The sequence below is a fragment of the Planktothrix sp. PLAVEN19ND genome (genome assembly GCF_057220675.1).
Genome location: NZ_CM170132.1, coordinates 167,186 through 190,000, shown reverse-complemented (window position 1 = coordinate 190,000; position 22,815 = coordinate 167,186). Strand labels below are relative to the sequence as shown.

The 22,815-nt window shown below is 40.8% G+C and carries 10 protein-coding genes (1 of these 10 running past the window's edge); 6 read left to right on the top strand and 4 right to left on the bottom strand.

The window, feature by feature from the left end:
- Positions 1–743 carry the 5' portion of an aldo/keto reductase gene (locus tag AC2D3N_RS00855; RefSeq protein ID WP_484692498.1) on the bottom strand. Its footprint begins 382 nt before the window's first position, so the window shows 743 of its 1,125 coding nt (coding positions 1–743); the start codon lies at positions 741–743; its stop codon lies beyond the left edge, outside the window.
- A 139-nt stretch (positions 744–882) separates the two neighbouring features.
- Between AC2D3N_RS00855 and AC2D3N_RS00850 the strand changes: the two genes are divergently transcribed.
- Positions 883–1,782, top strand: a complete 900-nt coding sequence (locus AC2D3N_RS00850; RefSeq protein WP_484692497.1) for a CoB--CoM heterodisulfide reductase iron-sulfur subunit B family protein — start codon at positions 883–885, stop codon at positions 1,780–1,782.
- A gap of 188 nt (positions 1,783–1,970) precedes the next feature.
- On the top strand, positions 1,971–2,216 hold the full coding sequence (gene psaC / locus AC2D3N_RS00845; RefSeq protein ID WP_079676791.1) for a photosystem I iron-sulfur center protein PsaC: 246 nt from the start codon (positions 1,971–1,973) through the stop codon (positions 2,214–2,216).
- Positions 2,217–3,052: 836 nt separating this feature from the next.
- On the opposite strand, the gene AC2D3N_RS00840 is transcribed toward psaC, so the two are convergent.
- A complete protein-coding gene (locus AC2D3N_RS00840; RefSeq protein WP_484692496.1) occupies positions 3,053–7,909 on the bottom strand; it encodes a VWD domain-containing protein in 4,857 nt (1,618 codons plus the stop codon).
- 760 nt (positions 7,910–8,669) lie between these two features.
- Here AC2D3N_RS00840 and glmS point away from each other — a divergent pair.
- On the top strand, positions 8,670–10,586 hold the full coding sequence (gene glmS, locus AC2D3N_RS00835) for a glutamine--fructose-6-phosphate transaminase (isomerizing) (RefSeq protein WP_484692495.1): 1,917 nt from the start codon (positions 8,670–8,672) through the stop codon (positions 10,584–10,586).
- A 229-nt stretch (positions 10,587–10,815) separates the two neighbouring features.
- On the opposite strand, the gene AC2D3N_RS00830 is transcribed toward glmS, so the two are convergent.
- Complete coding sequence (locus AC2D3N_RS00830; RefSeq protein ID WP_484692494.1) at positions 10,816–13,251, bottom strand: 3'-5' exonuclease; 2,436 nt, start codon at positions 13,249–13,251, stop codon at positions 10,816–10,818.
- A 423-nt stretch (positions 13,252–13,674) separates the two neighbouring features.
- Between AC2D3N_RS00830 and AC2D3N_RS00825 the strand changes: the two genes are divergently transcribed.
- The 3 genes from AC2D3N_RS00825 (at position 13,675) to AC2D3N_RS00815 (ending at position 19,954) form a co-directional block, all read left to right on the top strand.
- Positions 13,675–15,138, top strand: a complete 1,464-nt coding sequence (locus AC2D3N_RS00825) for a DASH family cryptochrome (RefSeq protein WP_484692493.1) — start codon at positions 13,675–13,677, stop codon at positions 15,136–15,138.
- A gap of 176 nt (positions 15,139–15,314) precedes the next feature.
- On the top strand, positions 15,315–18,734 hold the full coding sequence (locus AC2D3N_RS00820; RefSeq protein WP_484692492.1) for a PAS domain-containing protein: 3,420 nt from the start codon (positions 15,315–15,317) through the stop codon (positions 18,732–18,734).
- A gap of 68 nt (positions 18,735–18,802) precedes the next feature.
- Positions 18,803–19,954: a SpoIID/LytB domain-containing protein gene (locus tag AC2D3N_RS00815; protein ID WP_484692491.1), complete on the top strand. Its 1,152-nt coding sequence runs from the start codon at positions 18,803–18,805 to the stop codon at positions 19,952–19,954.
- A 109-nt stretch (positions 19,955–20,063) separates the two neighbouring features.
- Here the strand turns inward: AC2D3N_RS00815 and AC2D3N_RS00810 are convergent, their stop codons facing one another.
- Positions 20,064–22,772, bottom strand: coding sequence for a GAF domain-containing protein (locus tag AC2D3N_RS00810; protein ID WP_484692490.1), 2,709 nt, complete (start codon positions 22,770–22,772; stop codon positions 20,064–20,066).
- Positions 22,773–22,815: the final 43 nt, after the last annotated feature.

Here is a 22,815-nt window from a genome sequence, read left to right as displayed (position 1 = left end):
AAATGATCTGTTCCATTGGAGGTTACTTGAGATGCAATTGCCTTAATCTTGGCTAAATCCAGATAATTGAATACCGTTGGTGGGACTCGGAGGCCATCCCAAGTGGCTAAGCCATAGCTACTAATTTTTCCTTGACTAGCCGCTTTTTCTAATACTTCAAATGCCAGCCTTAAACGGGGATAAAAAATTTCTGGCGAAACTTCAGATAATTGCATTTCAGGGTTATGAAGATAATAAATATCAATTGTTTCTACTCCCAAATTATCCAAACTGCGCTCCAGTTGATCCCAAATATATTCCGGGTGTAAACAGTGACATTCTGCAACTAAATCCTCGGGTTCAATCGAAAATCTACTGTTTTCAATATATCGAGAATAAAACCAACTGATTCGATCTAAATCGGGAATAAAACCTCCTTTTGTACAAATAATTAACTCGTCTCTGGAGATAACTTCATCCCGGATTAAAGCGCGTAAAGCATCACTTATACTCCATTCAGCGTGCATATAACGATAATTAATTGCGGTATCAATCAGATTAATTCCATTTTTAACCGACTCGATAATTGCATCGGTGACCAGATCATCCGTTCGGGAGTCTGCGGCTCCTAAATAAGTGCCAATACCTATCGAACTTACAACCCAATCATTAGCTTCTCGAAAATGAGCAGCGATACAGTCTTGCTGATGGCGTTCTCGATATCTTTGGGTTCCCGTCAAAGTCGCTTTACCTAAAATTTTCATAGTGTATTATGGTGTATTTAAGTTTAAAAAAATCTGAAACTTGGTTTATACTCTCTATTTTAAACAATTCTTTCGTATCTTCTCGTTTTATTGCTATTTTGTTACTAATGAATCCAAAATCCTAGTATCGGTAATTTCTATGCCATCCTTGAGATATGCCTATTTTCCGGGCTGTGTTGCCCAAGGTGCTTGCCGGGAACTGTATCAGTCTACGCAAGTTCTCACCGAAGCGTTAGGCATTGAACTCGTTGAACTGAAAAAGGCGTCTTGCTGCGGTTCGGGAACCTTCAAAGAAGATTCCCGACTGTTGGAAGATGCGGTCAATGCCCGTAATATTGCTTTAGCAGAAGAATTAAATTTACCCTTACTGACCCATTGCAGCACCTGTCAAGGGGTGATTGGTCACGTCGATGAACGGTTAAAAGAATTTCAGGACAATGACCCAGCTTATATTGAAAAAGTGAATGGGCTACTCAGCAAAGAAGGCTGTTCACCCTATCAAGGGACAACGGAAGTTAAACACCTGCTGTGGGCCTTAGTCGCCGATTATGGTTTGGCTGAAATTGAACGCCAAGTCAGTCGCAAACTATCGGGTTTGAAGTGTGCTGCCTTTTATGGCTGTTATCTCCTCCGCGCCCAAACCCATCTCCCCTATGATGACCCCCATCAACCGGAATCCATGGAAAACCTGTTTCGGGCTGTGGGGGCAACTCCGGTATATTATCGGGGGAGAACCCAATGTTGCGGTTGGCCTCTATCGAGTTACGCGACGGAATCCGCCTTTCAAATGGCTGGAAAACATATTCAAGAGGCGATTGATAACGGTGCAGATTGTCTGGTAACGCCCTGTCCCCTGTGCCATCTGAATTTAGATTCTCGTCAGCCGGAAGTCGAAAAAGTAATCGGTCGTCCCTTGGGTTTACCTGTCCTCCATCTTCCCCAATTAGTGGCCCTCGCCCTGGGTATTGACTCCCAACAACTGGGTTTAGACCGCCATGTTGTTTCCACAAAGTCTGTGTTGGACAAAATTAGAGCGTGAATTGTGAACTGTTAGGGCGGGAAATATTACATTGTTTAAAGTTTTATCGCCTTATGTGTATTGGAAGTGAAACACTGGGGTATTGTGATGCAATATATGGGATGATCCCGCTCCTATTAAGCTGGACTTCTAACCTGTATTTAGGGCAGAACTTGTAACATTTTGATATCTACTGGAGAAATCATTCAATGTCTCATACAGTCAAAATTTACGATACCTGTATCGGCTGTACCCAATGTGTTCGGGCTTGCCCCACTGACGTCCTGGAAATGGTTCCCTGGGATGGTTGCAAGGCTGCTCAGGTAGCTTCCTCTCCCCGCACCGCAGATTGTGTCGGTTGCAAACGTTGTGAAACTGCCTGTCCTACAGACTTCCTGAGTATTCGGGTTTATCTCGGTGCTGAAACCACTCGTAGTATGGGTCTAGCCTACTAAACTCTGCCTCAAAGCGGGTGTTTATCTCAATCCATAATGTATTGCTTTCACCCGAAAGGATACAGTGGGTTCAATCTTCACGAAGGGGGGAAATTCCACCCCTCTTTTTTATTGGGATATTGGCCGTTGACAGGGTTGGCACGGACATCTTTTTACCTTAATTAACGCTAAAGTTATATAGCAAGAGGCAATAGGGAATAGGCAATCTCGCTATAGGTAAATACTTACTGTGAGCAGCTTTTAGCTTTCAAGAATGTCCTAATAGATGTGGCGATTGCTATATAGCAAGTCTAAATCAGTTGTATTAAGGGTTTAAAATTAATTCATTGTAGGGGCGAGGTCACCTCGCCCTTACAGGGGAATCTCGCCCTATTTTTAGAATGAATTGTCTTGACACTTTTTTGTATAATTCATTTAGACTTGCTATAGCAGTATATCCATAAACCGTTAATGTTAAGAATTAGTATTGAAAACGTAGGAGACAACTTGAAAGCTCTTTTAGAAAGAGTAGCTCAAGGTGAAGAAATCATCTTAGACAAACTTTGGATACTTTGCATTTAGCGATCGCATTTTATTATAAAATTTCTTTAATAACAGCAGATGAAGGTTTAGCTGCGAGTGCCAAGGTATCAGGAGTTCCAGTCCAAATTTTAAGACTTTAGCGGGATCACTTTTATTGTTTGAATACAGGTTAATAATAAAAATGTGATCGCATTTGCTAAATAATTAACAATTAAACCGTAGGGGCGGGTTCCAAGACCATCTGCAATTATCAGTAATTATCTCCCAAAACCCGCCCCTGCAATTTGTTTTAGATATGATCCGGTCTGTCTCTATCAGACTAGAGTTTGATTACCAAAGGTGGTAGTTCCAAAAACAACATAACTCTTGCCTATGGTATTATCAAATAAACTGCCTGGTGCGCCGATGAGGATATCGTTAACGCTATCTTGGTTAATATCCCCGGCACTGCTAACAGCAACGCCTGATAATTCATTTTCGGCAGTTCCATTTAAGAAAAAGCCCTTTTCACCATTTAAGTCTGAACTATTTAAACTAGCCGGAAATCCTTTCTGACTACCAAAAACTACATAGGTTTTTCCGGCGCTTTTAATTCCATTTGCAGTGGCTCCTGAAGCACCAATGATAAGATCATCAATCTTGTCTCCATTGATATCTCCCGCGCCTTTGACGGAACCTCCTAATAACTCATCGGGTTCTACTCCATTAATCACAAATCCGTTATTTCCATTCAAAGTAAATAGGTCTATTTGTTGAGTAAATCCGGCTTCTGTTCCCAATACAACATAAGCTTTTCCTGCGTTAATTTGATTGTTGCCTGGAGATTGAGAAACACCGATAATTATATCTTCTAAACCATCAGCATTAATATCTCCTGCACCGCTAACAGATGAAACAGAATAACCATCACCTTTGATTGTAAATCCATTAGTTCCGTCTAAGTTTGAAAGCGAAAATCCGTTTTGATATCCTCCATCTTTGCCAAACAAAACGTAGGTTTCTCCCCCTTTAGGATTGCCTTCAAGTGAGCCTTGTTCTGCACCGATAATTAAATCATCAATTTGATCTCCGTTGATATCCCCTGCGTTACTAACGGTGGTTCCTGCTAATCCGTTATTATGATTAATTACCATACCGTCGTCCCATTGCAAATCGGTGGGGTTGAAGGCGGGAGGAAAACCGTTAAGACGACCGTAGACAATATAAACTTTACCCAAAAAGGTATCAATTCCAGCCGGGGCAGCAACGGCTAAATCATCTAATCCATCATTGTTGAAATCTCCGGCACTACTGACGGCAAGACCCGAATAATCTAAGGGTTGATTACTGTTAATTGCAAACCCGTTCTTCCCATTTAGATTAACGAGATTAAATCGAGTGGAAAAGGCTTGTTTTGAACCTAAAATAACGTAGGTTCGACCGGAATCATTAAGACTATTGGAATCCGAGGAAAAAGCACCAATGATTAAATCTTTTAGCCCATCCCCATTAATATCTCCGGCTGAACTAACAGCACCTCCACTAAAACTTTCAGTTTCAAATCCTTCGATAATAAATCCATTAGTACCGTTGAGGGTAGACAGGTCAAAGTTAGCTGGAAATCCTTGATTTGTTCCAAAGACAACATAACTTTCCCCCGTGGCATTAATATTATTAGGATCGGCAGCAAATCCTCCCACGATAAAGTCATCAATGGTATCACCGTTGAAGTCTCCAATATTACTGAGAGAACTGCCTGCAAAGTTCCCGGCTGCACCTGTTACAGTAAAACCATTGTTACCATTAAGAGCGTTAAGGTTTATGGCAGGAACAGTAACGGTGATAGTTCCGGTTGCGGTTTTTTGATCATCAGCAATGGTATAATTAATGGTATCAATGCCGACAAAATTAGTCGGGGGAGTATAGGTCAGTTGATCATCAGTTTTGTCATCGGGAGTACCGTTATTATCGAGTTGAATTGTGCCGCCTTTAGCAGTAGTTTGATCATACCCGGTTAATGATAGGGGAATTCCGGTGGTAACGATATCGTTAGTGAGGGGATTAATTTTAACGGGGGTATTGGCAAAGGTACTGATAAAATCAGCTTTTGCTTCGGGGTCAACTCGAATAATTAGGGAACTTTCTGGGGTTTTTGATCGTAGCGCACTTTGCAGAAATGACTCGTCAAAATTGCTGAGTACGAGGTCAATAATTGCAGATTGCAGAATAGTGGGATCGGTAATGCCTGCGGCCAGTGCCATTTGTTCAGCTTTCTGACGATCCGCCGGGTCGAGGTCGTCAATAGTAACGTATTCTGAGGGAAAATATCGGTTGGTAAAGGTTTCCGTATCTTGACCGGGTTTGTAATCAAAGAAGGACTCTGCTTGAGAAATGCGCCAGCTATCTTCGTACTTACCATAAAGAACCTGGGGTGTAATGGGTTGGCTGAGTACAGTTCCGTCGCGCAGTGCAATATCATCGTCCGTTTTGCCGTTATTATTGCCACCCAGACCGACAATTTGTCCTTCTCGACCTTGAGCTAGGTAAGTGTTAACATCGAGGAGCGGATTAGACCCGTTGCTGATATCGACAACAAGTTGTTCCCCTGCTTTGTTAAGAACTACCCTATAAGTTTTGCCTTTTCGATGGATACTTCCGCTACCGACACTAATAGAGCTATTGTCGGGAATGTCAGTAGGTTTACCATCAACTAAAAGAGGAGTTTTTTCTCCTCCGTAGAAAGCAACTCGCTGACCGTCTATTTTGGTAGCTACGGCTGTATTCATCGATACGGAGGAGCTATTATTAAATGGTTGTTGCCTGACTTGAATTTCTAGGTCTCCAGTTGTGGATTTTACGAGTATAAATTCACCGACTGATTGAAAGTCATAATGCAATCCGTCGAATGTGACTAAGTGGGGATCGCCTGTGTCTGGGAAACGTATTTCGGGTTGGGGAGGTTTGGGTTTGTCCTCGTCATCATCGTCGATAATAGTTCCTGTTGCTTCAGCGGAGTCTGTACCTTTACAGTCAGCAAATAGTTTACCATTTTGGTCTTTGACTGTTAGTGTAAAGGTTTCATCAGCTTCTTTTTGAGTATCTCCTGTTACGGGAATTTTAATTTCACCACTGGTTTGACCTGCTGCAATTGTGACTGAGCCACTACCTTTAGGTGAGCTATAGGATAGCGTTACTACCTCGTTTGGCACATCGCGTAAGGTTACTGGGAACACCATGTCTTTAGTGCCGCTATCTCCTTCTTGAACACTGGAATCCGAGATGGAAACGGGTAAATTATAGGGGATTTTGTAGGTTTTTTCAACCACAATATCCTTAACAGCAATTGGATCAAGGGTAGCCAAACCTTTGGTACCGATAATAGGTAACGTTGGAAATGGAGCAAAACCATTAGGCGGTATTTTTTGGGGGGGGAATAACCGCAGATTAATAGGATTACCCAATCCTATAATAGGTGATTTGATATTAGCAGAGAGAGCCGGCCCGCCAATTTGACCATAAAATTGGGGGGTAATTCCCACTTCATTTGTTAATTGTCCTTTAAGTTCATACTTAGCGTTGACTTCTAAAAGTCCACATCCCTCTGTGGGGGCATTAAATGTAAATGAACTCCCGATAGGTAAAGGCCCCTGTGATTGTTGACCCGGGATCGACATAGTAACAAGAACTTGTTCAGGATCGAATTTTATATCTTGCTGAAGGGCTAGTCCTAAAACAGCTTTTAAATCTAAAAGCTCGTATTTTAAGTCAACGGAAAGTCTGTTTTTTTCCAGATCATCCTTTGCGTTTTTAGCCTCAGCTTCAGCCTCTGTTTTTTGTTTTAAAGCATCTTCTGCTACTTTCAGTGATTCTGGAGTTTGCATATTTCGCAATCCATCTACTGCGAGATTATAATATTCGTTGGCTTCTTTAGCTTTGGCTTTTGCTGAGTTGTCATTAGGGAAACTAATGCCCCCACTGAAAAAGGGTTTTGATTGGGGAGCAACTAAGGAAATAATTTTATCAATGTCAATTGAACCCTCAATAAAGTTTTCCCTGCCTGTCACAATAACTTGAGATAATCCACTACTATCGGGAACAACTTTTGTTTCTTTATCTAAACCAATTCCCTTAGGAAAAGACTTAGATTTTATAGAAACAATGTCATCGGCGAAATTTATATATCCTTCAGGATTCAGGAGAGGAATAGGTTCAGGTGGACTAGAAAATCCAGGAAACAATATATTACCCCCCTGTTCTTGTCCGGCTGGATTGCCCACGACAATATTCTTCAAACCCGTTGATCCCACATTATATTTCAGATCAACACTAAGTCTGGGTAATTCAAATCCCTTACCATTGATAGATACGGTTTTGGGTTCAACACTTGGCTGCCCAGCAGAAATGGAAAAAGATGCACCATTCTTAACTTGATTCGGAGTATTGACTTGAATATTAACAGGATAATCGAGCTTTTCTATCTTTCCAACTTGACCTAACTTAATATACGGATCTAGTTGAGCAGAAACATTCAAATCCCAGTCAAATTTTAAACTGGGAAGGGTAAATGGTTCATTAGATTTGTTGATGGCAATCTCAGGAAGAAAGGGTTTTTCTGGTATTCTTTCGGGTAAATTAAATGGTCTCGCCCACTCAGCAACATTACTACCCTTAAAATCGAGTGTATCTGATTGAACTTGTTGCTCAATACTCACCCCTTCCCCATCCCAAACAACGATCGCACTATCATCCTCTCCCTTCAACGCCGCCAATTCCCCCTGACTCAACCCCTTACCCAGAACTAAATCAGCAAAAAGTTCTCCTTCATCCCCAGGAGAATCGATCGCATTGAGTTGAGCATCCAGATAATGACCATATTCTTCTAATAAAACCGATGCGATCGCCCCTACATTCCCAGTATTTTCATTCACTAACTCCTGGGATAAATAAATCGTATTCGTAGCAGCAGCAAAAGCACCTCTAGCATTATTAATTTCAGCAGCAGGACGAATTTCAATAGCCGGAAAATCAATTAAATCCGTTGTTTCCCAATTTCTTTGATTCCCTAATGCTATTTGCATCTGAGTCTTAAAATCCGCAGATGAAGCAAAATTATTGAGTTGATTTTTAGCAATTTGTAACGCTTGTTGTACCGGAGAAGTTTCCGTTATTTCCAAAGTGTTGAAAGTTTTCATAGTGTTAATGATGGTTAAGGGTTGATAGTGGGTCAGAAACCGGGTTTTTAACAAAAGTTGGTTTTCCACCCGTGAGCTTTGGGGAAAAACCTGGTTTCTTAGCTAATTGCAGATTGTAAACCTCGCCTCTGTCTCAAAAAAACTCCACAGCATGGGTATTTTTTGCCAAAAGACTCGGTGCGATGCCCAAAAGTCGAACTGTTGTCGAACAAATTTGATCATGGCAACAGACTACCAGGCACTCAGGAAAAAAAAGTTGCCAAAAAGTGACGATTCTGTTGGAATAAAGTGACAAAAAGTGACAAAAGGTGAATCAAGCGGTCTAAATCCCGACACCAAGGGGAATAGACTCTGTTTCAATTCCTATTAATTAATTCCCTGTTATGCAATGGATCATGAAGAAATTGTTGCATCTATCAAGTTGATTGTTTATCATAAAAGAAGTGTTGAGGCGATCGCATTTAAGAGGGCGGGTTTAGATAGGTTATGGGTTAGAATTAAATATTATTGCGGAACCCGCCCCTACAGTTTGTTAAAAAAATGTGATCGCATTTGACAATAATTAACAATTCAATCGTAAGGGAGGGTTCTGAGATGATCTTTAATTATTAGTAATTATCTCCCTAAACCCGCCCAATTCCTTTGGAGTTATTACCGTTGGTTATAGAATTAATTGCCAAACATTATGCCAGGGCTTAAGATAAGATAAACTAGGATTAATATTCGAGACAAGACCCATTGAAACAGGAGTTTTGAATTCATGTGTGGAATTGTTGGTTACATTGGAACTCGAATTGCCAGCGAAATTTTAATGGCTGGGTTAGAAAAATTGGAATATCGAGGTTATGATTCGGCGGGTTTGGCGACAATTTGGGAAGGGAATATTCATTCTGTTCGGGCTAAGGGAAAGCTCTATAACCTGCGGGAAAAATTAGCCCATGTTGAGATGCCCTCTAGTATTGGAATTGGTCATACACGCTGGGCAACTCATGGCAAACCGGAAGAACGGAATGCCCATCCGCACCTAGATCCCAAAGAACGGGTAGCCGTTGTCCAAAACGGGATTGTGGAAAATTATCGGGAATTACGAGAAGAATTAAAAGCCAAAGGTTATGAGTTTAAATCCGATACGGATACGGAAGTGATTCCCCATTTGATTGCTGATTTTTTAGCGACTTCAACTACTAAAAAAATATCTTTTTTAGAGGCTGTGCGTCAAACGGTTAACCGTTTAGAAGGAGCCTTTGCGATCGCAGTTTTATGTGCAGATTCTCCCAATGAATTAATTGTTGCCCGTCAACAAGCTCCTTTATCCATTGGTTTAGGTCAAGGAGAATTTTTCTGTGCCTCCGATACCCCGGCTTTAGTTCCCTATACCCAAGCGATTTTAAGTTTAGAAAATGGGGAAATTGCTCGTTTAACCCATTTGGGTGTAGAGGTTTATAGTTTTGCGGGAGAACGTTTACATAAAGTTCCTCGGATTCTCAATTGGAGTCCATCTTTAGTTGAGAAGCACGCCTTTAAACATTTTATGTTAAAGGAAATCCATGAACAACCGGGAGTTGTTCGGGATTGTTTACAAGCCTATTTAGATGCTGAATTGGAGTTGGAACCGGAAAAAATCACCGAAAAATCTAAAGCCAAAAAACGACCTTCACCCATTCATTTAAGTGTTCCCTCAAACTGGTATCAAGACTTAGAACAAATTGAAATTCTAGCCTGTGGAACCAGTTGGCACGCCAGTTTAGTTGGGAAATATTTGTTAGAACAAATTGCAAATATTCCTACGGTGGTACAGTACGCGTCCGAGGCTCGTTACGCACCGACTCCCCTGCGACCTAATACTTTAACTATTGGGGTTACGCAGTCAGGAGAAACGGCTGATACCTTAGCATCCTTGGCAATGGAACAACAACGGCGGATAAATGCCCCGGCAAAATACGCGCCTAAACTATTAGGAATTACCAACCGTCCTGAAAGTTCTTTAGCCCAATTAGTTCCCCATATTATTGATACCAGAGCCGGAATTGAAATTGGGGTGGCTGCAACCAAAACCTTTGTCGCTCAATTAGTTGCCTTTTATTTATTGGCTTTAGATATTGCTTGGCATCGTCAAAGTTTGCCCGAATCTCGCTTACTTGAAATTATCAAGGATTTGCGACAACTTCCGGCTCAAATGGAACAGTTGTTACAGGGTCAAGAAAAATATATTGAGGAGTTAGCCTCTGATTTTAATGAGACCCAAGACTTTATCTTTTTAGGGCGCGGAATTAATTTTCCCATTGCTTTAGAAGGGGCATTAAAATTAAAAGAAATTAGTTATATTCATGCGGAGGGATATCCGGCGGGAGAAATGAAACATGGCCCCATTGCCTTGTTAGATGAAAAAGTGCCCGTAGTGGCGATCGCAATGCCGGGAACTGTGTATGAAAAAGTGATTTCTAATGCCCAAGAAGCCAAGGCGCGAGATGCTCGTTTAATTGGGGTGATGCCCTCAGAAGAACTTGAAGCCAAGGAAACCTTTGATGATGTTCTAGCCGTTCCGATCGTGGATGAAATTTTATCCCCGATTCTAACCGTAATTCCTCTGCAATTATTAGCTTATTATATTGCAGCCCGACGGGGTTTAGATGTGGATCAGCCTCGGAATTTAGCCAAGTCAGTAACGGTTGAATAAAGCTCTATAGCAATCCTAAATCAATTGTGATAAAAATCTGTAGGGGTTGGGTCTCCCAACCCTCTTTGCGCCTGGGTTGGGAGACCCAACCCCTACGATAAAATGTTACAACCTATTTAGGATTGCTCTAGTGAGTCATCTGTGGATGTAAAAACCAAATAAAGTTCTATACCAGAAAATAATATTGTATACTTCTGGTATAGGGCTTTTCTGCCGATTGCTATAGTTTTTAACCCAAATCCTGGGTAATATTTTGAAATAACCAATAATCCTGATATTCTGATAAAATAAACTCCATAGCCTCCTCAAACTTGATCTCTAAATCATAATTTTGAATATCTAGGATCATTTGATAAAACAACTCAAATAAAACTCTATGGTCTGGATTCCAAAGCATTAGTTTTCCATTTTTAGAATGTTGAAGTTTTTCTAGCTCAAATAGGCTTTTCTCACCACTAATGGGATAATCGCTTTGATCTCGACATAGAATAAATTTAAAATTGGGTTTCAAAAGCAATAATTCATTCCAGTTTTTCATCCGATGAAAAAAGGGTGCTCCAGCTAAATGTAAAAATCCGACGACAAAACTATGGGTTTTAGTTTGAATAACTAAATGTTCAGGAATGACTCGTTTTCCTAAGTGTAAAATATCAAAACTCAAGGGAGAAATCACTAACATCAAGGCTTCTAAAATAGTTGTTAATTTCCCTAAATCATCACTATCAGCCAGGATTTTAGGCTTGGATAAATTGGCTTCTAAACAAATGCGTTGCGCCTTTAAATAGTTTTTGAGTTCACGTTTAGCAGCAGAATCAAAAGAAGGGACAAATCCAAATAATTCCCCATTAAATATTTCTAAATTTTGCTGATTTTTGTCTTCTAAAACCTTAACAATTTGTGTCATCCCCTGTTTCATTTGTTCTAGTTCAATTTCCAACTGTTTTAACCGTCTTTCCATCTCACCTTCATCGGTTTGTAATCCGGGAATCAGTTGATGTTTCGGCAGAGGAATTCCATCGACTTTATAGCGGTAATAATCCGCCGCCACATTTAAAACTGTCCGAATAGAAATATGATTTAAAATCGCAGTGATTTCGTCCCCTTCAAATAAATCATCCAGAGTGACATCTAACCCTTGTAATTTTAAATTTAATAACTGCTTTAACTCTTGATTGGAAGGACGGTTGAGAAACACCTGGGACTGGGATACCCGATCAATAATTGACCCGTCAAAAACCTGTTTAAATTGTTGCCAGCGATCGGGAAATAGGTTTAAAATAATTAAACTATTGGGAACATGGGTAAAAATCTCTTTAATCGCAGTTCCAAAACAGTGTAATAACCGTTCATTGTGTTTTAATCCTAATCCTTCTAACTGGTCAAAAACAATGATTAAAGGTTCATCTAAGAGGGATAAACACCCCAAAACCTTTAACGCCTCTAAAGACGCTTCCTCCCGACTCAATTCATCTTCCCAAGAGGGTAAACCCACCCGGTCTAATTCTTCTTGGGGGAGATTATTCATTGCTAACCATTGGGTAATAATTTGACGGCGATTAAAGTCCGTATAGCCACAAAATTTCACAATTCCCTGTAAAAATTTAGGGGCGTAACCCGCGGCGGAAAAGTTATTATTCCACCACTCCAAAGCCCGTTTTTCAATATGTTGCCAAAACTCCCGTTTTGTTTTGGTTTCTGCCTGGGATAAGTCGGTAAATAGCTTTAAATTTCCCCCTTGAATCAGTTGTAATATCTTTTCATCTTTTTGGGTTTTTGAGGTAAAATAGTTATCAGTAGATTTAATAATTTCGCCAAAACTATTGGCTAATAAATACTCAAGCTGGGTATGAATACTATTCGGAACAATTTGAATTAAGGATTCTAAAATTCGACTATAGGTATGGAATAAAACCGTATCAGGATTATTGGGTTGACGGATAAATAATAATCTATTTTTGGCTAATAAATCCTTGGCTAATCGCATCATCAGATGGGTTTTTCCCGACCCGGGTTCCCCAATCACAATTGCTCCTTTTGTTTGATGATTAAAGTCTAATTTAATATCCCCTAAAATGGCTTTTAAGCGATCGCATTCCTCCGCAAAAATCCCTCGAAAATCGGGGTGATCCTGAAAAGGAGTATCAACCCGACTGGTTCCAAAAGGATTGGGTTGGGTTTTTAATTCTTTTTTGAGAAATTCATTGACAATATGTTTATAAAGTTGATAGGTAAATAACGCATCATATTTGGCTCGATGGGCAGAATCTTTGATAAAAAATTGACCGTCTAATTTCAGTCTCAGATGTTTACTTAAAGCCTCTAAAGAATGACTATTTAATTGGGGTAAATAGCGTTGAGCCAGTTCAAAGCTACACTGAAAATCTAATTGAGGAGCAGAGATTCCCACGGCTTTAAACGTATTTCTCAATACTTCAATATCATGTTGAGCATAGTGACAAATAATAACTTGAGATTGGGCAATTTCCAGAAATTCTTTTAAAATTACTTTTAAAGGTTTAGTTAGATGGGCAATTTTAGGACTTTGGGGATGATTTTCCACAAAGGCTTCATACATTAATTCTCCTTGATCATTGACAATCGCTAATTCTCTTAAAATCGGCTGTCCTTCCGTATCAATAACAATAAAGTTTTTTGTAGTTTTCATAGTAATTCATCACAACAAATAGTTTGTACACAGAGAATCAAATGATCGAAATCACAAGATTTGCTTGATTTCCCTCACTCCCTTCTCTGTTCATTGTCACTCAAATTGAACGTTATTATCACAGAATTTTAGAGATGAGCGTCCCCGATTTAACTGGGAAAATACGGAATAATTAAATTATTGAGTTGATCTCTATTCTTTCCACCGTTAAGGATTTGGAGGGTGATTATGAAAGTTTATCCTAAACCTCTGCGCTCTAACCCCTATAATAGTTACCGCGACCCTAAAACGGGACGCTGGTTGGTTGTCAAACCCCTAGAGAATTCGGCTAAAATAGATTAAGTGTAACGTTTTGTAAATCCGTGAGTTCGACTAACTGACGGACTGCTAAAACGAACTTAACCCTTTAGACGGCCAATTCCCGTGACCCCAAAACGAATTTTAATCTGGTATCGAAACGATTTACGACTTCATGACCATCAACCCCTATCCTCAGCATTAAACACTCAAGCACAGATTATTCCTGTGTATTGTTTTGACCCCAGACAGTTTAAAAAAACCTCCTATGGATTCCCGAAAACCGGAGCTTTTCGCACTCAATTTTTATTAGAAAGCGTTGCAGATTTACGTCAATCTTTCAGGAAATTAGAAAGTGACTTAATCATTCGTCAAGGGAAGCCAGAAATCATTATTCCTGAATTAGTTAAAATCCTCAATATTGATACGGTCTATTATGATCAAGAAGCCACTTCCGAAGAATTAACCGTAGAACAAAATTTAAAAACTGCCTTAGCTGCTTTCGGGGTTGCTGTTAAATCCTACTGGGGTGCAACCCTTTATTCTATCTGTGACTTACCCTTTTCTATTCCTCAACTTCCAGAAATTTTTACTCAATTTAGAAAGCAAGTTGAATCTAAATCAATTATCAATACTCCGTTTTCTTCCCCCCAACAATTACCCCCTTTACCCGAAATTGAATTAGGAGAATTACCCACAATTCAAGATTTAGGTTTAGAAATGCCTGTTTTTGATCCTCGGGCAGTGATGGAATTTAAAGGCGGAGAAACCGCAGGATTAAACCGTTTAAAAGATTATATTTGGGAACAGGATTATCTCAAAACCTATAAAGAAACCCGCAATGGAATGTTAGGGTCAAATTATTCTTCTAAGTTTTCCCCCTGGTTAGCTTTAGGCTGTTTATCTCCCCGACTAATTTATAATACGGTTCAAACCTATGAAAAAGAACGGATCAAAAACGATTCAACTTACTGGTTGATTTTTGAATTATTATGGCGAGATTATTTTAAATTTATTGCTTTAAAACATGGAAATAAAATATTTTATCCTCAAGGTCTACAAGGAATTTCTATTCCTTGGAAAGACAATCCCAAACAGTTTGAACAATGGCAACGGGGAATCACAGGTTTTCCCTTGGTAGATGCGAATATGCGAGAATTATTAACCACAGGATTTATGTCAAACCGAGGGCGGCAAAATGTAGCCAGTTTCCTGACTAAAAATTTAGGAATTAATTGGCAAAGAGGAGCAGAATGGTTTGAATCTTTGTTAATTGATTATGATGTGTGTAGCAATTGGGGCAACTGGAATTATACCGCCGGAGTGGGTAATGATGCCCGAGGATTTCGCTATTTTAATATTCTCAAACAATCCCAAGATTATGACCCCCATGGAGATTATGTTAAACACTGGCTCCCCGAATTAAGGGATTTACCGCCCTCAAAAGTTCATCAACCTGGGAAATTATTACCCGTTGAACAAAAACGCTTTGGGGTAATTTTAGGTGTTGACTATCCTCAGCCCATGGTTGATTTAGAAAAATCCGTTAAAGTGAATCAATTGATTTATGAAATTGCTCTGGGAAAATAATTATTTCACATCGAAGAATAAGCAATCGATACAGTATTACAATCTATTGAGGATTGCTACGGATCGAAGAATAACTCAAAAGTTAGTCTAAGATCAAGTGAGAAGTAATATTTATGATTTTGATGTTCCGTGCAATAGCTTAAATTCAAAGCCCAACTATTGCAAAATTTAAACCTATGCCTGATTCTATTTCCCCATTTGTTGTCCAAGAAAACCAAGGTTTCCAGGCACTTTTTACCGCGTCCCTGGATGCCTTATTGATCGTTGACGATCAAGGATATTATCTCGATGCTAACCCGGCCGCCTGTGAACTTTTGGGGGTGTCTCGTCAAAAGCTGATCGGATCTGAGATCCGGGATTGTGCAAAACTGGGGTTAGATTTCAGTCCAGCTTGGCAAAAGTCCCTTGAAACCCGACAGGATAAAACACAGGGCGAATTTTCCCTGCTCCGGCCCGATGGATTGGTACGACAAGTCAAATATGCGATTACGATTAACTTTATTCCCCATTTTCACCTGTTGACATTTCGGGATATGACGGCACGCCAATACCGCCGTAGCCCAGGTAAAAGTGTCAGAAAAACCCCTCTGAAACCTCCAACGGAGAGAGAAAAGCCCCACAGTCAGTTAGGGATACAGACCATCGATGAGGAAGAATCTCGGTTACAAAAAATTGCTCATCATATCCCTGGGGCAATTTATCAATTTTGTCTGCATCCCGATGGCCGATCCCATTTTCCCTATGCCAGTGAAGGGATGCGGGCAATTTATGGGCTTTCCCCAGAAATGGTGCGGGAAGACGCTAATGAGGTTTTTAAAACCATCCATCCTGAAGACCTAGAGCGGGTGAGTCAGTCCATTATTGATTCGGCTAAGGATCTGATCCCCTGGTGTTGCGAATATCGCATTTTTCATCCCCAGGGAAAATTATTATGGGTGATGGGTCATGCCACCCCCCGACGGGAAGCGAATGGCAGCACGACATGGTATGGCTATATTCAAGATATTACGGCCCAAAAAGCCACAGAGCAGGCACTCCGCCTGAGTGAAAGCAAGTTTCGTAATTTAATCGATAACCTCAATGATATGGTGTTTATCGCCGATCTTGATGGCACTTTCAGCTATATCAGCCCCACGTTTAAAGGAGTGATGGGCTACTCAACGGCCCAACTGTTGAATCGCTCCTTTTCGGATGTCATACATCCCGAAGATTTGCCGATTTGTTTAGATGTCTTCCAACGCTCTTTACAAGGGGAAAAATCCCGGGGGGCTGAATATCGAGCTTTACATCAAGATGGGAATTATTATTGGCATTCGGCTAATGTGTCGAGCCTCACTAATGACCAAGGACAGGTGATCGGGTGTTTGGGGATTGCCCGATATATTCACGATCGCAAACAAGCGGAAATCACGGTACATGAAAATCATGTCCGCTTACAACTGGCTTTAGAGGCAGCCAGTATCGGGACGTGGGACTGGAATCTACAAACCAATCAGTTAGTCTTTTCTAAGCAATGGAAAGCCATGTTGGGCTATGGAGTAGATGAATTTGAAAATTCCCTAAAAGCCTGGGAAACCCGAGTACATCCAGAGGATCTAGGGTCAGCTTGTGATTTGATTGACCAACATATCCAAGGCAAAACCCCGATTTATGAAATTGAATATCGCCTACGTTGTAAAGATGACAACTATAAATGGATATTAGACCGGGGACAGATCATCGAATGGGATAAACAGGGTAAGCCCGTGCGTTTTATTGGGATTCATTATGATATCACTGAACGCAAAGCCCATGAACTAGCCCTACAAGAAGTCGCCAAGCAACTGCAAAAAGCCCAACAAGTGGCTCATCTGGGTAACTGGTCTATAAATGTGACTACAAATCAACTCAATTGGTCAGAGGAGGTATTCCGCATCTTTGGTATGACTCGGGATCAAGGAGAACCCTGTTTTCACGACCATCTGCAACAATTTCACCCGGATGATCGCGCCTTCTTGGAAGCACGAATCACCGAAGCCCAGCAAGGCATTCCTCAAAACTTTGATATTCGCATCCTCCGCCCCGATGGAGAAATCCGCCATATCAACACCCGGGCAGAATTGGAGTTTCAGGAGGGGGAATTGGTGCAGATGTTTGGGACGGTGATGGATATTACCGAACGCAAGCAGGCTGAAGCCCTACAAGCCGACCTACTCAATCGCACCCAACTCTTAAATGACATTAGCAGCGAAATTCGGAACTCCTTGGATTTGGATACGATTTTAGAAAGTGCGGTTCATGCTATTTTTGCAGAACTCAAGGTAGATATTTGTACCTTTGGTTGGTATCGCCCTGATTTTGACCCCCCGACCTGGGAAGTGGTGCGGCAACAAAAAACCCCAGAATTTAAAAACTGCCTTGGCTCCCATCCCTTGAATCAGTTTCCTCAACTGTTTGAGCGTATTTTTAGTGAACAACTCTATCATTTTGATATCAGGGTTTTAGGGGATGGAGAACTGACTGCCTTTTGTCAGTCCATGGGAATTACCCTCTATTTAGCCTTACCGATCCATAGTCGCGGTAAAGTGGGGGCTTTTGAGTTAGGACGGTGTACGGGTGATTGCCCTTGGCAGGATAATGAAATTGAGTTGTTACAGAGTATTGCCAATCAGGTGGCGATCGCCATTGACCAAGCCCAACTCTACCAGGAATCACAAACGAAAAGCCGAGAACTTCAGAAAGCCTATCGGGAATTACAAGATACTCAAGTTCAGTTAATTCAAGCGGAAAAAATGTCGAGTTTGGGGCTATTGGTGGCCGGGGTTGCCCATGAGATTAATAACCCCGTTAACTTTATTTATGGTAACTTAATTTATACTTCAGAATATACCGAGCATTTATTATCACTAATTCAACTTTACCAAAAGTTCTATCCCCATCCCCCAGAAAAGATTAGGGATTTTATTGAAGATATCGACTTAGATTTCCTAATTGAAGACTTTCCAAAAACTATCCATTCTATGAAAACCGGAGCCTCGCGGATTCGGGATATTGTCAAGTCTCTGCGAACTTTTTCTCGGTTAGACGAAGCGGACTTAAAAGCCGTAGACCTGCACGAAAATATCGATAGCACTCTGGTTATTTTACAAAATCGCTTGAATGGTCGGGCGGGAAATCCCGAGATCAAAGTGATCAAAAATTATCAGGACTTACCCCTGGTTGAATGTTATATTGGTTTGTTGAATCAGGTGTTTATGAATCTGTTTGTCAATGCGATTCAAGCTATTGAGGAGCGACAACACAGTGAAATGAATTCGGATTATTATGGCATCATTACAGTCACCACCAGGATTGAACCTTTGAATCGGGTATTTATTTCGATTCGAGATAACGGTATCGGCATGAGCAAAAGAGTTCAAGAGCAGATTTTCAATCCCTTTTTTACGACCAAATCCGTGGGTAAAGGCACAGGAATGGGATTACCGACTAGCTATCAAATTGTCACTAAAAATCACGGTGGGGAGTTAAATTTTACTTCGATTTTGGGAGAGGGAACGGAGTTTTTTCTGCGGTTGCCTTTACGAGAAACAAAAGCACAACCAGATAAAAACAGTTAATGGGACTTAAAAAAAAGTAAGGAGCTAAAATTGTGATAGATTAATCGGTGCTGGATCTGATCAAAATTATGGTTTGTTCCTTTACCCAACCCCAAAATATTTTTACTAACTCTGTACAACGTTTCCAACGCTATTGGTGGAGGACGTTGCTCATTTGGTTTTGTCTGGTCGCCCCAGCCCAAGCCCAACTCTTATTAAGGGTCGCCATCGAAGACGGTGCAAATCAGGTTAAAGTCGGCAGCACCACCCAGGCTGTTGTCCGAGATGGCAATGGTAAAGTCCTAGGGGAGTTGGCGGCGATGGGAGGGGGTGTCGCCCAAGCCAAATCGGGAAATGTAGCCCTGGGAAACTGGCAAGGATCTCAACTCTGGGTTGATCCCAGCAATGGGGGTAATGTTTGGATAGGTAATGGTTGGTATCGAGGGCGGGTATTACTAGTGCCTCGGAATGGCGGTTTAACAGCGATTAATTACGTTGATTTAGAGCAATATCTCTATAGTGTTCTGGGGGCGGAAATGGATGGCGGATGGCCCCAGGAAGCCCTGAAAGCTCAAGCTGTTGCAGCGAGAACCTACGCTCTCTACAAACGTCAGCGTAGTAATGGGGTTTTTGATGTCGGAGATGATCAAAATTCGCAGGTCTATAAAGGTTTAATTACTGAATCCACGGGAACCCTGGCGGCGGTGAATGCCACCCGGGGACAGGTTTTGACCTATAACGGTCAAGCCATTTTAGCAGCCTTTCATTCTGCTTCTGGGGGACATACCGAAAACGTTGAGGATGTGTGGAATGAACCCTTACCCTATTTACGGGGAGTCCCTGACTTTGACCAAGGAACTCCGGTGTTTGAATGGACAAAAACCTTTTCTCAGGGAGATTTAAGTAAACGGATTTCTGGTGTCGGGAATATTACAACGATGACTCCGCAACGGACTTCAGCCTATGGTAGTATTCTGGCGATGAAAGTAGTTGGCGACAAAGGGACGCGAATCATAAGTGGAGATGCGATCGCCTCAGCTTTAGGACTTCGCAGTACCCGGTTTCAAGTCAATCGCAAAAGTGGGACAACTAGTTTTCAGGTCACGGGTCGTGGCTTTGGTCATGGGGTAGGTTTGAGTCAATGGGGAGCCTATAACTTAGCTCGGGGTGGATATGGTTATCAACAAATTCTAGCCCACTATTATCGCAATACGACCTTAGCAAAAATCGATGTTCGTTAACCGTAGTGAGTCCTTCAGGACTCTCTGATCATATTTAGAGATATCGTAGTGAGTCCTTCAGGACTCTCTGATCATATTTAGAGATAGGGAAGAAGCCCTGAAGGGCTTACTACGGGACGAGGGTTTCCGTAACTGCTAAAATTTGATCAAATTGAAATTCGTTAGCCAATTTTTTCAGGGTAAAGGCTAAAGCTGAATAAGGTTCAGGGATTTGCTGAATTAACTCAAAAATCCGTTTTTCTTTGGTACAGAGTACCGCTTCATGAAATTCTTGAATCCAAGCTGGAGGCATTAATAATAAAGCATCTAAGGTCAGATTAGAAGGGTCAGAGATTTCCGGCAAATTGGCTCTTAAATTTTCTGAATGGTCTGATTCTGCATATTCATATTCTAATCCTAAATAAGTCGCCATTTTTTCAAAAATAATAGAATCTCGGAAGGGTTTACTCACAAAATCATCACATCCAGCTTGCAAAACCTGGGCGCGTTCTTCTTCAAAAGCATTGGCGGTTAAGGCGATAATAATGGGGGAATTTTTATCGGTTGAATGAACTCGAATGCGCCGAGTTGCTTCCATCCCATCCATCACCGGCATTCGCATATCCATCCAAATTAAATGGGGTTGCCAACTTGACCACAATTCTATCGCTTCTTGACCGTTAATTGCTTCTTGAACTTCAAACCCTGTCATCGATAATAACTGCACTAAAACTTGACGATTTTCGATCGCATCTTCCACCACTAAAATCCGATATTTAGGTTGTTCTGGAGCTAAACGAATCACAGATTTTTTAGAGGGTTGGGGTTGAATATCTCCGCTTTCTGCTAAACCCGCTTGAACAAAAAATTTCACGATTGTTCCTTGTCCTAAAATACTATTAACAGTAATATCTCCTCCCATCATTTGTACAAATTGTTGACTGATGGTTAACCCTAAGCCCGTCCCTTCCTTAGACTTTCTACCTGTTTCTGTTTGTCCAAAGGCTTCAAATAATAATTCAATTTCGTCGGCAGCAATACCCGGGCCAGTATCCTCCACTTCAAAAGTAATCATCACAGGTTTTTCCGTAGATAATATCTTGATTTCTTGCTTGACCCGCAAAATTACAGAACCAGATTCAGTAAATTTAATCGCATTTCCCAGTAAGTTAATTAAGACTTGGCGCAGTTTACTTTCGTCTAATTTTAAATATTGAGATCCGGTTTGATCTCGTTCAAAAATCAATTTTAATCCTTTGGTTTCTGCTTTTAATTCTAGCATTTCTTCCAAATTATTTAATAAATGATAAAGATCGAAAGTGGTCTCATTTAATGTCAGTCGTCCCGCTTCAATTTTTGACATTTCTAAAACATCATTAATTAAATCAAGTAAATGTTCTCCACTGCGTTCAATAATCCTCAAAGATTCCCGTTGTACAGAACTCAATTGATGATTTTTAGCTAAAATTTGTGTAAAGCCTAAAATTGCATTTAAAGGGGTTCTTAATTCATGACTCATATTCGCTAAAAATTCACTTTTAGCCTGGTTAGCAGCATCGGCGGTTTCCTTGGCTTCCTGAAGTTGAGCTAGGAGTTTAGCCTGTTGAATGGCAACCCCTAACTGATTGGCAACTTGGGTTAAAAGACTTACTTCTCGCAATTCCCAATGACGGGAGTTATTATGTTGATAAGCACCTAATAGTCCCCAGAGAATTTCCCCGACAAAAACTGGCACTAAGATATAAGCCTGAATCTGAAATCCTTCTAAAACCCGCAGATGAGATGGGGATAAAGCGGCTAGAACAATATCATCAATAATTAAAGGTTCGTGGTTTTGATATTGACCAATTTGGGGATATTGCAAATGGGTATCTAACCAGAGATTTCTATGTTCTGCTTCTTCTAATGGAATCCCCCCAGAAAGTTTAGACTCAAAGATAAATTCTGCACGGCGTTCTGAGATAAAATGATAGACGACAACCCGATCGCACTGAAGAATTTGTCGGACTTCTTGGGTGGTGGAACTAAAAATAGTATCAATATCTAAGGTTTGGCGAATTCGATCAATTACCCGTGCTAAAGCTCGTTCTTGCTCGGCAACTTTTGCCTGTTCTTCTGAACGTTTTTGAGCTTGGGTGAGGAGTTCTGCCTGTTGCAAGGCTACTCCTAATTGTACAGCAATTTTCTGCACAAATTCAATTTCTTTTGTCTGCCATTCCCGAGGTTCTGAACATTGATGAATACATAATAACCCCCATAATTCATCGCCTTTGAGTAACGCCACAACTAAATTAGCCTGAATTTCAAATTGAGATAAAAGCTGTACATAACAATTGCTTAATCCCTCCTGATAAATATTGGGTAAAACCTGAACATGACCCAAGGGATAATTCTGAGCAAATTTTTCCCCAAAACAGTGATCTTCTATATGAGTTTCTAATACCGAACAAAAGGGAGATAACACATTTTCCGAGACAAATTTTCCTAGATTCCAATGGGAATGGGGTTTAAATTTAAACACCGCTACTCGATCCGCATTTAAGAGTTGACGCACTTCCGCCGTTGCCGTTTCAAAAATCGTATTAATATCTAAAGTCCGGCGAATTTTATCAATCACTTGTGCTAAAGCTCTTTCTCGTTCTGCTTCTTCAATTAAACTTTCCGATTGACGATGGAGTTCGGCTTCTAATATGGTTTCTAAATCTCGTTTTTGCTGTTCCGTTTGGGCGAGTAATTCCGCTTGTTGAATTGCGACTCCTAATTGTCCGCCAATTTGAATTAAAAAATTAATTTCTGATTTTTGCCAATTTCGCGGGCTTTGATTTTGATAAGCTGCCAATAGACCCCATAATGTTTTTCCTTGATATAGCAACCGCCAAGGC